The 13,052-nt window shown below is 52.6% G+C and carries 13 protein-coding genes; 4 read left to right on the forward strand and 9 right to left on the reverse strand.

Annotated elements, in window-relative coordinates:
• The first annotated feature begins 11 nt into the window (after window positions 1-11).
• The gene (locus J6J28_RS02830) at window positions 12-1,892 is read left to right on the forward strand and encodes an acetate--CoA ligase (RefSeq protein ID WP_301719807.1); all 1,881 of its coding nucleotides are present in this window, start codon (window positions 12-14) and stop codon (window positions 1,890-1,892) included.
• On the opposite strand, the gene J6J28_RS02835 is transcribed toward J6J28_RS02830, so the two are convergent.
• The 6 genes from J6J28_RS02835 to J6J28_RS02860 form a co-directional block, all read right to left on the reverse strand.
• Window positions 1,889-2,902, reverse strand: coding sequence for a mechanosensitive ion channel family protein (locus J6J28_RS02835; protein WP_301719809.1), 1,014 nt, complete (start codon window positions 2,900-2,902; stop codon window positions 1,889-1,891). The two genes, J6J28_RS02830 and J6J28_RS02835, sit on opposite strands and share 4 nt — an antisense overlap.
• Complete coding sequence (gene bfr / locus J6J28_RS02840; RefSeq protein ID WP_301719810.1) at window positions 2,899-3,369, reverse strand: bacterioferritin; 471 nt, start codon at window positions 3,367-3,369, stop codon at window positions 2,899-2,901. The genes J6J28_RS02835 and bfr (J6J28_RS02840) overlap by 4 nt, the downstream gene beginning before the upstream one ends.
• Before the next feature lies 1 nt (window position 3,370).
• A complete protein-coding gene (gene bfr / locus J6J28_RS02845; RefSeq protein WP_301719811.1) occupies window positions 3,371-3,847 on the reverse strand; it encodes a bacterioferritin in 477 nt (158 codons plus the stop codon).
• A gap of 35 nt (window positions 3,848-3,882) precedes the next feature.
• Entirely contained in the window at window positions 3,883-4,107 is a 225-nt protein-coding gene (locus tag J6J28_RS02850; RefSeq protein ID WP_301719812.1) for a bacterioferritin-associated ferredoxin, read from the reverse strand.
• Window positions 4,108-4,198: 91 nt separating this feature from the next.
• Window positions 4,199-4,633, reverse strand: coding sequence for a DUF3429 domain-containing protein (locus tag J6J28_RS02855; protein ID WP_301719813.1), 435 nt, complete (start codon window positions 4,631-4,633; stop codon window positions 4,199-4,201).
• 1 nt (window position 4,634) lies between these two features.
• Window positions 4,635-5,600: a calcium/sodium antiporter gene (locus tag J6J28_RS02860; RefSeq protein ID WP_301719814.1), complete on the reverse strand. Its 966-nt coding sequence runs from the start codon at window positions 5,598-5,600 to the stop codon at window positions 4,635-4,637.
• Between the two features lie 98 nt (window positions 5,601-5,698).
• Between J6J28_RS02860 and J6J28_RS02865 the strand changes: the two genes are divergently transcribed.
• Complete coding sequence (locus J6J28_RS02865; protein ID WP_301719815.1) at window positions 5,699-6,655, forward strand: CorA family divalent cation transporter; 957 nt, start codon at window positions 5,699-5,701, stop codon at window positions 6,653-6,655.
• On the opposite strand, the gene J6J28_RS02870 is transcribed toward J6J28_RS02865, so the two are convergent.
• The 3 genes from J6J28_RS02870 to J6J28_RS02880 are packed head-to-tail and all read right to left on the reverse strand — an operon-like array spanning window position 6,632 to window position 10,423.
• Entirely contained in the window at window positions 6,632-7,741 is a 1,110-nt protein-coding gene (locus J6J28_RS02870; RefSeq protein WP_301720788.1) for an ABC transporter ATP-binding protein, read from the reverse strand. The genes J6J28_RS02865 and J6J28_RS02870 overlap by 24 nt on opposite strands.
• The gene (locus tag J6J28_RS02875; protein WP_301719817.1) at window positions 7,728-9,395 is read right to left on the reverse strand and encodes an ABC transporter permease; all 1,668 of its coding nucleotides are present in this window, start codon (window positions 9,393-9,395) and stop codon (window positions 7,728-7,730) included. Before J6J28_RS02875 ends, J6J28_RS02870 begins: the two co-directional genes overlap by 14 nt.
• Window positions 9,395-10,423: a Fe(3+) ABC transporter substrate-binding protein gene (locus J6J28_RS02880; RefSeq protein ID WP_301719818.1), complete on the reverse strand. Its 1,029-nt coding sequence runs from the start codon at window positions 10,421-10,423 to the stop codon at window positions 9,395-9,397. Before J6J28_RS02880 ends, J6J28_RS02875 begins: the two co-directional genes overlap by 1 nt.
• 136 nt (window positions 10,424-10,559) lie before the next feature.
• On the opposite strand from J6J28_RS02880, the gene J6J28_RS02885 reads away from it, so the two are divergent.
• Both J6J28_RS02885 and J6J28_RS02890 read left to right on the forward strand, forming a co-directional pair.
• Window positions 10,560-12,392, forward strand: a complete 1,833-nt coding sequence (locus J6J28_RS02885) for a cation:proton antiporter (protein ID WP_301719819.1) — start codon at window positions 10,560-10,562, stop codon at window positions 12,390-12,392.
• Between the two features lie 180 nt (window positions 12,393-12,572).
• Window positions 12,573-13,052: a hypothetical protein gene (locus tag J6J28_RS02890; RefSeq protein ID WP_301719820.1), complete on the forward strand. Its 480-nt coding sequence runs from the start codon at window positions 12,573-12,575 to the stop codon at window positions 13,050-13,052.

A 13,052-nucleotide genomic window follows, 5' to 3' on the forward strand; every position in this document is an offset into this window, starting at 1 on the left:
GGACCGCCGTTATGAACAATTATCCGCATGAATACGAATTATCCCTGCAGCAACCCGAGAAATTCTGGCTGCAGCAAGCGAAGCAGCTGCATTGGTTTGCCGAACCAAAGCAAGGACTGCGGCCTAATGAAAATGGCACGGCGGACTGGTTTGTTGACGGGGAGCTGAATATTGCTTTTTGTGCACTGGATTTCCACGTGGGTAATGGTCGAGGCGACCAGCTCGCGTTAATTTATGATTCTCCGGTCACTGCGACGAAATCAACCTATACCTATCGCCAGCTGCGTGACGAAGTGGCGCAATTTGCCGGACTGTTAAAGAAACAACACGTTAAAAAAGGTGACCGGGTGGTCATTTATATGCCAATGATCCCGCAAGCGGCCATCGCCATGTTGGCCTGCGCGCGTCTGGGTGCTGTGCACTCGGTGGTCTTTGGTGGTTTTGCGCCGCATGAACTCGCCGTGCGCATTGATGATGCCACGCCTAAAGTTGTCATCACCGCTTCTTGTGGGGTGGAAGTGGACAAGGTCATTCCTTACAAGCCCTATGTTGACGAAGCTTTGGAGTTAGCCGCAGCGCCCCCGCAGCATGTGATTGTCTGGCAGCGCGAAATCTGTGAGGCGCGGCTGCAGGAGCCACGCGATATCGACTGGCAGCAGGCGCTGGCAGGGGTAACTCCCGCGGAGTGTGCGGTGATGCAGGCGACAGATCCTCTGTATGTGCTATATACCTCAGGAACTACGGGCAAACCTAAGGGAGTGGTGCGTGACACGGGCGGCTACGCTGTGGCACTGCGCTACTCGATGAGGACTGTGTATGGCGTCGAACCCGGGCAAGTTATGTTTGTCGCCTCGGATGTGGGCTGGGTGGTCGGGCACTCGTATATTGTTTACGGACCCTTACTCAGTGGAGCGACCACCGTTCTTTACGAAGGCAAGCCGGTTCGTACGCCAGATGCCGGAGCATTCTGGCGGATATGTGAAGAGTACGGTGTGCAGGTTTTGTTTTCGGCCCCCACCGCTTTTCGTGCGGTCAAAAAAGAAGATCCACAAGCAACGCTGTTGCAGCAGCACTCGCTGGATAAGCTGGAGCGTATTTATATGGCCGGTGAACGGCTGGATCCGCCAACCCTGGAATGGACGCAGGAGGTTACCGGCAAGCCAGTGTATGACCACTGGTGGCAGACAGAGTCAGGCTGGCCGATGTGCGCTAATCCGGTGGGTATTGCCGAGTACCCCACAAAGCCAGGTTCGGCAACCTTACCTGTGCCGGGTTACGATATTCGTATTCTGGCGCCCGACGGTACAGAGCTTGAAGCGAATCAGCAGGGTGCGGTGGCGGTTAAGCTGCCATTGCCACCTGGCTGCCTGACCACCATCTGGGGGGATGAAACACGCTTTCAGGCCGGCTACCTGCGTGAGTTCTCAGGTTTTTACAGCAGTGGTGACGGGGGTTACAAAGATGATGACGGTTATGTGTTCATCATGGGGCGAACGGATGATGTAATTAATGTCGCTGGTCATCGCTTTTCGACCGGTGAAATGGAAGAGATTCTGGCGATGGATCCGGCCGTTGCAGAATGCGCTGTCATTGGCGTGGCCGACGAGCTCAAAGGTCAGGTACCCTTGGGCTTGGTGATTGTTAAAGATGGTGTGACCATCGCGCCAGAGGTGTTGAGTCAGCGACTGGTGCAGCGGGTTCGTGATGAAATTGGGGCGGTGGCGTGTTTACGTCAGGTCCATGTGGTGCCGCGCTTGCCAAAAACACGTTCAGGTAAAATCTTACGGCGCCTGTTACGGCAACTGGCCGATGGGGATAGCCAGGTGGCTATTCCATCGACCATTGATGACCCTGGTTGCGTGGATGAGCTTCGTCAACGCTTAAGTGACTAGAGCTCCTCGGCAGCGTCGTTTTTGGAAGGAGGCTCCGGAGCGGGCTCCTCGTTCTCCGTCGATGCTGTCGATGAGCGATCTTGCATAAAGTGCACTTGTGCTTTCTCGCCGTTCCAGGTCTTGACGTGCAAGTCGCGTTGCGGGAAAGGGATCTCGATTTTGTGTTCCATCAGCGACGTGTGAATTTCCCACATAAAGGCTGCCTGCACGGCACCAGGGCGATTGACCGCCTCTGGTCTGAGCCAGACCACCAGTTCGAAATTGAGGGCACTTTCGCCAAATTCGACCAGCCATACCTGTGGCGGACGATGATGCGTGTCCGTTAAGGTATGCGGCACGCGCTCAGCAGCTTCAAGCACCGCTTTTTTGACCAATTCTTTATCAGTGCCATAGGCGACCCCAAAAGAGACTTTAATACGCCGGTAGGTGTCGCGCATGGTCCAGTTGGTGACCCGGCCACTGACAAACTCCGAATTCGGAACAATAATATCGATATTGTCATTGGTGGTAATAATGGTGCTACGGATATTAATTTCCTGGACTTCACCGGTGACACCTGACTCCAGCTCAACAAAATCACCAACTTTCAGGGTCTTATCAAATAGAAGGATAATCCCCGAGACAAAGTTGCTGATCAGATTCTGCAGACCAAAACCAACACCTATACCTAAGGCACTGGCGAAGATAGCAAACTTCGTTAAATCAATACCAATGGATGAAACCGCCAGCAAAAAACCCACCAGCAACACGACGTAGTGGGTGATTCGCTTAAGCGCGTAGACCGAGGAAGGTGCAAGACTGTTGCGGAAGTTGGCATAGCGGTGCAGGGCTTTTTGCAACAGTACCGAGACGATCCAGGCGGCCACCAGAATGAGCACAAAGCGCAAAACCGCGCCATAAGTGACCGCGGTTTCGCCAACACTGAACAGCTCGCTATTGAGCCAGTGAAATGCTTCTCTAATTGTCGTTACGATGTTCGATACGACGTCTGTGGTAGTCGCTTTCGTCACATTTGTGCCTGCAGGTAAAGCTCAAGTCCAAGGCGATCAATCAACTCGAGTTGCTGACGCAACCAGTAAGCATGATCTTCCTCTGTGTCCTGTAAAATGCCAACCAGCATGGTGCGGGTGACAAAGTCACCTTCCTGCTCACAGAAATCAATGACTTCACGCAAGGTTTTGGCATTGTTGCGCTCCAGTTCAAGATCGTTGCTGAGCATGGTGGGCACATCATCTGCGATGGTATGTGGTTCGCGTTTATCCATGTCGGGTCGGCCGCCGAGAAACAGCATGCGACGGATCAACAGATCAGCATGCAGGCGCTCGTCATCAATCTCCTGATTGATGCGCTCGTAGAGCTTATTCAAGCCCATATCTTCATAGCGCCGCGAATGCGCCGTGTACTGATCGATGGACGTGAGTTCAAAGGCCAGCAGGCGATTGAGTTGCGTAACAACTGCGGAGGAATCTAAAGCCATGTTACGACTCCTTATGAAGTTTGGTTTGTAGGTAGGTGCTCAGACCCAGATGGGTAATCAGTTCCAGTTGCGTCTCTAACCAGTCAAGATGCTCTTCTTGCTGGTCCAGGATGTCACTCAGCTGATCGCGGGTAACGTAGTCCTGATGCTTTTCACAAAGGGTGATGGCTTCACGCAACGCTTCAACGTCAGCGGCCTGCATTTTGTGATCTAACTCAAGCATCTCGCGCGGCTCTTCGCCGATAAAGAGCTTGCTAAGATCCTGAAGATTGGGAAGACCACCAAGAAAGAGCAGCCGCTCGATGATGACATCGGCGTGCTTCATTTCTTCAATGGACGCTTTGTAAATGGTGCTGTTTAACGCATCAAAACCCCAGTTCTTGTACATGCGCGCATGTAGAAAGTACTGGTTGATGGCTGTGAGCTTGCGGGTAAGAATTCGATTAAGTTCTTGCAGAACTTTAGGTTCGCCTTGCATTACACACTCCTAGCTAGATGATAATGATATCTAGCTTAAGTGTAGCATACCGTTGTTTGCAATAAGGCATCTTCAAGAAAACGAGTATTTCGCTCTTTAACAGCTTCAGTCAAAACGTCTTTGGCACAGCTTTTACAGCAACCACACTGCGAGGCAACGCCGTATTGCTGGCGAAGTTCGCGCATGCTGCTGATGCCTTCATCGTGGACGGCACGCTGGATAGTTTTATCTGTTACACCTTTACAGAGACAAACGTACATAAGGACCTCGCTTCAAACCTGATCCAAATAATAATACAAATGCGAACGATTCGCAACCGTGTTTTGCTTCTGTGTTGTGCTGTCTGGTAAGTTACAGTGAAATAATGATCAAAATCACATGCAACGCTACGACCGTAAAGGTCAGCCGCGAGCGCAGCTCAATGTACCAAAGGTGTTTGCGAACATGGCGTTTTTCGAAGTTGAGCCAGAACAGGTGGGCAAAGGCCAGCACAATAAGCATGGTCAGTGGGGTGATCCATACTCCGGCAAAGAGAAGTGCCAGACCGACGATGGTCGGTAACATACTCCAGCGCAATTCGCGGGTGGGACTATCATCCCGTGCCATCGCCAGCCCCCAGTGCACACCACCGAGAAAACTCAGAATGAGTGCACTGTAAATGACGAAGAGTCTTAACGAATGATCAGCGTAAACATCCAGTAACCCGCCCATGGTAAAGACGAGAAAAGGTATAAGCCCGGCGTAACCCAGCCGCTGTGCTGAACTGATCGCTCGTTCTTGCATCATTTTAGAACCCCGTTTTCAGAAGATAGATAGTATAGGTACTATAGCAAAGTAATAGTATTACACCCTGAATTCGGTTCAGTCGGGTGGGGCGATTAATGCGGAAACTAAAGATTGCCAGTAAGAACGTCAGCGCCGTCATAGTTAGCCAATCACGGCTAAGGACCAGAGCTTCGAGCTGAATAGGGTGAATGGCCCCGGCGATACCCACTACTGCCAATGTGTTGAACATGTTTGAGCCGATCACGTTGCCAAAGGCAAGATCATGCTCGTTTTTACGCACCGCTGCGATGGCCGATGCTAATTCTGGCAAGGATGTTCCGATAGCAACCACCGTCAAGCCTATCACCAGGTCACTGACGCCAAGTGCTGTGGCAATATCAACCGCGCCCCAGACCAGTATTCTTGAGCTGATGACCAATAGAATTAAACCGACAACCAGCCACACTACAGATCTGCCTATGGGCATCTTGTGGGCTTTGAGCTCCTGATCGAACTCTGCCGCGAGGGCGTCGTCTTTGCCGCGCATGCCCTGATAAATGCTCCAACCCATGTAGGCTGCGAAAATCGCCAGTAACATCCAGGCTTCAATAGCGGTGATGGTCAAATCGTAAAGGGGCCAGGCGGCGAGTAAGGTAACCGCAATAAGGATGGGCATTTCGCGCTTTAATACCTGACTGCTCACGGCGATAGGCGCTAACACAGCAGTAATACCCAGCACCAGCGCGATGTTGGTGATGTTGGAACCGTAGGCGTTACCCAGAGCGAGTCCTGGATTACCCTGCATTGACGCCAACGCGGAGACCACCATCTCCGGTGCCGAGGTGCCAAAACCGATAATAACCATGCCGATAAGTAGCGGCGGCATACCTAAATGGTCAGCGGTTGCGGCTGCACCATCAACGAAGCGATCCGCGCTCCAGACCAGTAAAGCAAGACCAAAAAGTACTGCGACAACAGCGATTAACATGTACTGTCCTTTTGATTATAGTTGATGTCGAATTGCCTTGTGGCTGCTATTGTAACGTTAAACATTAGTCGTTGGGAATGTGATTTCAAGGAGCACGTATGACAGAGCAACGTCCCGAATTTATGATCGATAGCTGGGACTTCAGCACTCATCCCGCCCAGGCGATTGAGAGCGACTTCCATGATCGACAAAATAGCTGGTTTCACATTCAACGTGATCAGCCCGGTATCCAGGAGTGGTTGCAAAACTCAGGCATCCCGGAACCCTTAATTGATGCGGTGCTGGAAGAGGATACCCGGCCACGGTTCGAGCGCAACGCCCATGGTTTCTTACTGATTTTAAAAGGGGTCAATCTGACCGAAGGTGAGCGGCCTGAGGATATGCTGAGTCTGCGGATCTTGTATTACAAAGGGAATATTTACAGCTTCCGCAAACGGCCTTTGCGCTCGGTCGGAGTGCTACGCGAGCGGTTAAAACAGCAACAAGGACCAGAGTCGCTGCACGACTTTCTGGTGATGCTGATAGAAGAAATCAACAACAGGCTGGAAGAGCTGCTGGACGTGATTGAAGCTGAAATGGAGCAGCTGGAAGACGATACGACTGGTGGCACCAGCGAGCGGCAACGACATCTCACCCAGTTACACCGGCGCATGTTACGGCTGGTCCGCTTTGTACGCCCACAGCTGACAGCCATTGAGCGGCTGGCGGTAGATGCGGTGAAATGGCTGGAGACAGACAATGTGCAGTGGCTGGTAAACGAGCGCGATAGCACGCAGCGGGAATTAGAGTCGCTGGAAATGTTACTGGAGCAGGTCTGGATGTTGCGAGAACACCTGCAGCAGGAAGTTGCCGAGAAAATGAATCGTAATACCTATTGGCTGTCAGTTATCGCTGGGGTGTTTTTACCGATCAGCTTCCTGACCGGGGTCTTTGGCATCAATATCGGTGGTATGCCGGGCGTAGAAAGCGATCAGGCCTTCTGGATTTTTTGTGGCTCGCTGGCGGTGATTGCGGTGGTCGAATTCCTTTTACTACGCCGTTTGCGCTTTTGGTAACACCGGTTTAAATGCCGGGGCCTGGCTATGGAAGCCGGGGAGTTCGCAGTGATCCGCAGCAAATACCACTAGGTGGTCAAAGTCGGGGCGTAAGCCAATCTCAGAGCCGACCTCCAGCTGTTCGTGGGAGGGACTCAAAGTGAGTACTTCGACACCACTGACCAGCTCGACACTGTACAGGTTGTGCGCACCGCGAAAGCCACGCGCTTTGATTCTGCCGCGTAGCCGCGACTTAGGATCCGGGACCAGGTCATCAGGACGGACCAGGAAATTGACCGGAGTTCCACCTTCCACGTTGTTCAGACTTGGATGTTCCAGCATTCCCAGCGGCGATGCCATCGCGCCGCTGGCGTTGACCGTGCCTTGCAATAACACACCGTGACCAATAAAGTCAGCCACCATCTGATGCCGTGGCTGATGATAAAGCTGATAGGGCGTCTCCCACTGCAACAACTCCCCCTGGTACATAACACCGGCTTTATCGGCCATAGCAAAAGCCTCCTGCTGATCATGGGTCACCAGTAAGGCGGTAATTTGTTCTTTTTTCAGCAGCTCCCTTACTTCTATGGCAAGTCGCTCGCGCAGCTCGGCATCGAGACTGGAAAAGGGCTCATCAAGTAACAGCAGGCGTGGCCGCGGTGCCAGTGCTCTGGCCAGCGCGATACGTTGTTGCTGACCGCCGGAAAGCTCGTGCGGGTAGCGGTTTTGATAACCCGGTAAGCTGATTCGCTCAAGCAGTTCATCAACCCGCAAAAGCTTTTCAGCATGACTGGCATGGCGCATACCGAAGCCAATGTTGTCGGCAACGGTGAGATGAGGAAATAGCGCAAAATCCTGAAATACCATGCCAATGCCACGTTTTTCCGGGGCTTGGGTGAAGGCGGGAGCTGAAACCGTTTTGCCAGCAAGACTGATACTGCCAGTGGCCACCGGCTGAAAGCCAGCAATGGCACGGAGTAGGGTGGTTTTACCACAGCCGCTGGGACCGAGAAGACAGCCGATTTCCCCTGCTTCCAGGCTCACCGTCACGCTACGGACAATAGCCTGCTGACCAATATTCACTTGTAAATGATCAAGCTGTAACAGGGACAAAATCTTGCTCCTTCAATGCATGTTGCTGCGATTTTAACATAGCTCGCGAAAGCAGAATAACCGGAATTAAGCCCACCATGACCATCATTAGCGCCGGTGGTCCGGCATCCGCCAGACGCTCGTCACCGGCCATCTCATAAGCCCGCACCGCAAGGGTATTAAAGTCAAAGGGGCGTAAAACCAGTGTTGCCGGAAGTTCTTTCAGGACATCGACACCGACCAGAATGATGGCAGTCAGTACACTTGGCCGCAGCAACGGCAGGTGAATGGCGCGGAGCACCTGAAACGGTCGGTAGCCGTGGATGCGCGCCGCCTCATCCATACTGGGGCGGATCTCGGCGAGTCCCGCTTGCACCGTCTGCAGGGCAACACTTAAAAAGCGGACGGTATAGGCGAACAGTAATGCGAATAGAGTTCCTGAAAGTAACAGTCCGGGATCCCAGCCAAACAGGCTCTCACTGGCAGCAATAATCATTTGATCTGCGCCGCTGAGCAAGACCAGCAAGCCAACTGCAATCACCAATCCCGGAATGGCATAGCCCAGGCCGGCAAAGGCGACGCTGGTGCGCACCAGTTTCGTGGGCAGTTGCCGACGCCCGTAAGCAAGCCAAAGTGCAACCGTCACCACCAGCAGGGCCGCGGTAAACGCCAAGGCAAAACTATTCCAGGCCAGCTGCCAGAAATCCGCATCGGTCCACACCTGCCAGCGCTCGATCGACCAGCTGGTCAACTGCAGCGCGGGTAGGATAAAGCCAAGCAGTAATGGCAGCCAGCACGCGGCACTTGCCAGCCAGGCTTTGCTGCCACGCAACTGAAAAGGTGCGGCAGGTCGCGGGTTGCGCTGGTCATAACGCGCTTGTTTGCGCGACCAGCGCTCAATCAAAATTAATGCGATGACGGCTGCCAGTAAGAGGCCCGCCAATTGTAGCGCACCGGTTAAATCGCCCAGTCCGTACCAGGTACGGAAGATTCCGGTGGTGAAGGTGGTGACGCCGAAATACTGCACCGTGCCGTAATCAGCAAGGGTCTCCATCAACGCCAGCGTGGCACCGGTGACAATGGCGGGCCGGGCCAGCGGTAGAGCGATACGCCAGAAGCATTGCCAGGGGGATAGGCCTAGACTGCGACCGGCTTCCAGGGTGGTCGCCGACTGTTGCAGGAAGGTCGCGCGAGTAATCAGGTAAACATAAGGAAACAACACCAGACTCAGCACGACAATTGCGCCGCCAAGACTGCGAATTTGCGGGAACCAATAATCACCGTAGCCCCAGCCAAAAGCATCGCGCAAGGACGTCTGCACCAGGCCACTATAGTCAAGCATACCGGTGTAGGTATACGCCGTGATATAGGCAGGCATTGCCAGCGGGAGCAGCAATGCCCAACTAAGGATGCGTTGTCCCGGGAAGCGACAGCTGGTGGTTAACCAGGCGGTGCCGACGCCCAGGGTTATCACGCCAACGGCGACACCCAGCATGAGCAGCAGTGAGTGCCGCACATATTCCGGGATAACGGTATCCCACAAATGGGAGAGAGTGGTGAAATCGCCCCCCAAAGGCAGGGCAAGCAGGGCGGCGACAATGACAAATAAAGGAAGCCCCAGCATAAGTGCTGAGGCTACCAGGGAGATTTGTCGCCACTTTGACAGCATTAACGCCAGCCTGCGCGGTTCATTAGTTTGACAGCAACTGCGTTATTTTCGCCAAGCACGGCCATTTCCAGGTCGTCCATTTTAAACTGGCCCCAGTTCTGTAGCCGCTCACTCCACTCGACCCCCTCAACTGCGGGGTACTCGTTATTGGTTGCGGCGTACCACTGTTGGGCTTCAGGTGAAAGCAGATAATCCATCAGCTGCTGCGCCGCTGCTTTATTCTTCGCATGCTTGGTCAGACCGATCCCCGAGACATTTACGTGGGTGCCAAAACTAGTTTGGTTAGGCCAGAATATCGCAACTTTACTAGCGGCTTCGCGCTCTTCGGCATCGCTGGATGCTTCCATCAGCCCCAGATAATAGGTGTTGGCAACAGCAAGGTCGCAGACCCCAGCGGCGACGGCCTTGATCTGGTCGCGGTCACCACCGACCGGAGGCTTGGCAAAGTTATCGACCAGGCCACGGGCCCAGCTCTCGGTTTCTTCAACGCCCCAGTGCTCGATCAGAGCAGCCGTCAGTGACTGGTTATAAATGTTATCAGATGAGCGAATACAAACATTGTTATCCCATTTGTCTGCTGCAAGATCCTGATAACCTGAAAGCTCACTTGGGTCGACCCGGTCTTTGGCGTAAAAAATAGGTCGGGCGCGTAAGCTCAGACCAATCCACAGGTTATCAGTACCGTGCAGGTGCGAAGGCACTTTGCTGAGGATACTTTTATCTGTAATTGGCTGAAATATGTCTGCTTCAGCAGCGCGATGGAGATTTCCGGCGTCAACGGTCAGGAATAAGTCAGCGGGAGTATTTTCCCCCTCATTCTCAAGCCGCGCGAGCAAAGCATTGCCATTTCCGGTCAGTAAGCGCACCTCAATGCCGGTTTTTTCGCTAAACTGTTCCAGTACGGGTTTGATCAGGGCTTCTTTTCGCGCAGAATAGACGTTTACTGTTGCTGCGTTGGCGATAGATGCCGAGAATGCGAGTGCTAAGGCACTCAGCGATAAGAGTTTTTGCATTTGCGGTAATCTCATAAGGGGCTAACCTCGTAATAGTGCGAAATGGATATTCTAGTATTGTACTTAAATGCGAATGATTATCAACTAGCAAGATGAAGTATCTCATTAGAGGTAATGACAGTTACTGGAAAGACAAGGAGTACCTTAAATTATGTCAAGTATGTCAGCTCTTGCACTCATAGGTGTGCTGTCGATTTTATGCCAATGGTCGGCGTGGCGCCTCAAAATTCCAGCGATATTGCCTCTGTTGCTCGTCGGTATGTTGGTGGGTCCCGGCCTCGGCTGGTTGCACCCCAATACCCTGTTTGGCGACCTGTTGTTTCCGGTGGTGTCCCTATCGGTCGCAATCATCCTCTTCGAGGGCAGCCTGACCCTTAAGCTCAATGAAATTCGTGGCCACGGCCGCATGGTGACCCACCTGGTCAGCATCGGCGTGCTGGTCACCTGGATTGTAGCCTCCGTCGTGGCTTATCTGTTGATTGATTTTGGTTGGGAACTTGCGGCTTTATTTGGGGCTTTAGTGGTGGTGACAGGACCCACCGTGATCATGCCGATGCTGCGCTCGGTCAGGCCTAAGTCAAACGTTGCCAATATCCTGCGCTGGGAGGGGATTATCATTGATCCCATTGGCGCGCTGTTAGCGGTGTTGGTATACGAATTCATTATTGCCAGCCAGGGCGCGGGCATGATGCAGGCTGTGCAAGCCTTTACCATTACCATCGGCGTTGGCTTTGCCTTAGGCTTCGCTGCCGGTAAACTGCTTGGCACGGCCTTACGCAAAGAATGGTTCCCACATTATCTGAAAAATGTCGCTACCTTGGCGATCGTGCTGGGTGTTTTTGCCGCGTCAAATGCTCTGCAGCACGAGTCCGGGCTACTGACAGTCACGGTAATGGGCATGGTGATGGCCAATACCCGTAATCTCAACCTTGACGATATTCTTGAGTTTAAAGAAACCTTAAGCGTATTGTTGATTTCCGGCCTGTTTATCATTCTTGCTGCGCGTCTTGACATGGCAGCCTTCAGTGAGCTGGGGATGCCTGCGGTGGTATTGCTTGCGGTCATCATTTTTGTCGTGCGTCCGTTAAGCGTCTGGTTATCGGCCATCGGCACCAAACTGAACTTTAAAGAAAAGATACTGTTGTCGTGGATTGCACCTCGAGGGATTGTGGCCGCTGCAGTTTCGGCGCTATTTGCGTTGAAACTGCAACAAGATGGCTGGGCGGAAGCGGAACTTCTGGTGCCGCTGGTCTTTTTAGTCATCCTGAGCACAGTGGTATTGCAAAGTCTGACGGCCAAGCCGCTTGCCCACGCACTGAAATTACGGGAACCACCCGCACACGGCTTTCTGATTTTTGGTGCCAATATCACGGCCCGGCGTATCGCCAAGGCCCTTAAAGAGCAGGAATTACCTGTATTGCTGGCCGACACCAACTGGGAAAATATCAAACAGGCGCGGATGGAAAATCTGCCCGTGTACTTTGGCAATCCGACCTCCGATCATGCGGAAAACAACATGGATTTGACGGGGATAGGAAGGGTATTGATTTTATCGCCCTACAAACAGTTGAACCCGGTTGTCGCCCTGCACTTTATGGATTGGTTCAGTCGCAGCAAAATTTACGGCTTGCCCACCAATGAGCACGAAGCGCCGGCACGCAATCAGTTATCGGAAAGTTATCGGGAACGCTTAAAACTTTTCGGTAAAGGGGTCACCTTCTCGAAGCTGGCCAGCCTGACTTTTCAGGGCGCGCAAATGAAAACCACTAATCTTACTGAAAACTTCAACTTCACAGATTATCAGAAGCGCTACGGCAACCGTGCTATCCCGATGTTTGCTATGGATGAGCGTAAATCGTTTCATGTCTTTACAACGGATCACACCTTTGAGCCCAAACCAGGCTGGCAGATTATTGCACTAGTGACCGTGGAAGAAACCACGGAAGAGCAAGCAGTTAAGCAGAAACGAGAAAAAGAAGATTGAAAAGTTTAAATAGTGTTGATTACAGGAGTTGATTTTTGTAAACGACTTGTATAAAGTTCGTTTAAGGATTAAGAAATGGAGTTAAGGAATAACACCATTTCGACTGAACAAGGATGTTCTCCTGTCTTTTCATCTGCGTTATGATAGCCCCTCGGTTCGTTTACAAAAGAAAGTCTTTGTATGGCAAAGCTCAACGGTCTTTTTCTCCCGCTTTTCGCAGCGCTCGGTTTGCTGGTCGGCTGTTCACCAGCTACAGTTTCTGATGACAGTGCGCTGCAGCGAGTGCAACAGGTGAACCTGATGCACCTTCCCAATGCCGATTGGAAGGTCAGCGAAGGCACCCTCCAGTTAAGCTTTTGTCGCAACAAGATCAACGATGCGCTGCTGGCAACAGAAGAAGACTTGAATCGCTGGCGGTTGGTGCAGGAACCCTCGGCATTGCCGCAGCGCCGTCAGCGAGGACTCGCTGAGCTCGCCGCCTTGTATAGCGAGTACGGTGTATTGTTGTGGCAGGAGTGGGGCACCGTCAGCTCACAGTCTTATCGCGTTGCGACAGCGCGCGAAAAGCCCATGCCTTCATTGCTAGACGCGTTGGCGCGGCTGGGGCGCGACAAGCGGATTTGTTTCAGTGCCCTTGATAGTTCGAGCGAGGAAAATTAA

It is taken from the genome of Pseudidiomarina terrestris, from assembly GCF_030466375.1.
Taxonomy (GTDB): domain Bacteria; phylum Pseudomonadota; class Gammaproteobacteria; order Enterobacterales; family Alteromonadaceae; genus Pseudidiomarina; species Pseudidiomarina terrestris.

What these genes read in the sequence shown, in the direction of transcription:
- J6J28_RS02830 (WP_301719807.1), top strand. Translation starts at nt 12, where the DNA reads ATGAACAATTATCCGCATGAATACGAATTATCCCTGCAGCAACCCGAG.
- bfr (WP_301719810.1), bottom strand. Translation starts at nt 3,369, where the DNA reads ATGGCTTTAGATTCCTCCGCAGTTGTTACGCAACTCAATCGCCTGCTG.
- bfr (WP_301719811.1), bottom strand. Translation starts at nt 3,847, where the DNA reads ATGCAAGGCGAACCTAAAGTTCTGCAAGAACTTAATCGAATTCTTACC.
- J6J28_RS02850 (WP_301719812.1), bottom strand. Translation starts at nt 4,107, where the DNA reads ATGTACGTTTGTCTCTGTAAAGGTGTAACAGATAAAACTATCCAGCGT.
- J6J28_RS02855 (WP_301719813.1), bottom strand. Translation starts at nt 4,633, where the DNA reads ATGATGCAAGAACGAGCGATCAGTTCAGCACAGCGGCTGGGTTACGCC.
- J6J28_RS02860 (WP_301719814.1), bottom strand. Translation starts at nt 5,600, where the DNA reads ATGTTAATCGCTGTTGTCGCAGTACTTTTTGGTCTTGCTTTACTGGTC.
- J6J28_RS02865 (WP_301719815.1), top strand. Translation starts at nt 5,699, where the DNA reads ATGACAGAGCAACGTCCCGAATTTATGATCGATAGCTGGGACTTCAGC.
- J6J28_RS02875 (WP_301719817.1), bottom strand. Translation starts at nt 9,395, where the DNA reads ATGCTGTCAAAGTGGCGACAAATCTCCCTGGTAGCCTCAGCACTTATG.
- J6J28_RS02880 (WP_301719818.1), bottom strand. Translation starts at nt 10,423, where the DNA reads ATGAGATTACCGCAAATGCAAAAACTCTTATCGCTGAGTGCCTTAGCA.
- J6J28_RS02885 (WP_301719819.1), top strand. Translation starts at nt 10,560, where the DNA reads ATGTCAAGTATGTCAGCTCTTGCACTCATAGGTGTGCTGTCGATTTTA.
- J6J28_RS02890 (WP_301719820.1), top strand. Translation starts at nt 12,573, where the DNA reads ATGGCAAAGCTCAACGGTCTTTTTCTCCCGCTTTTCGCAGCGCTCGGT.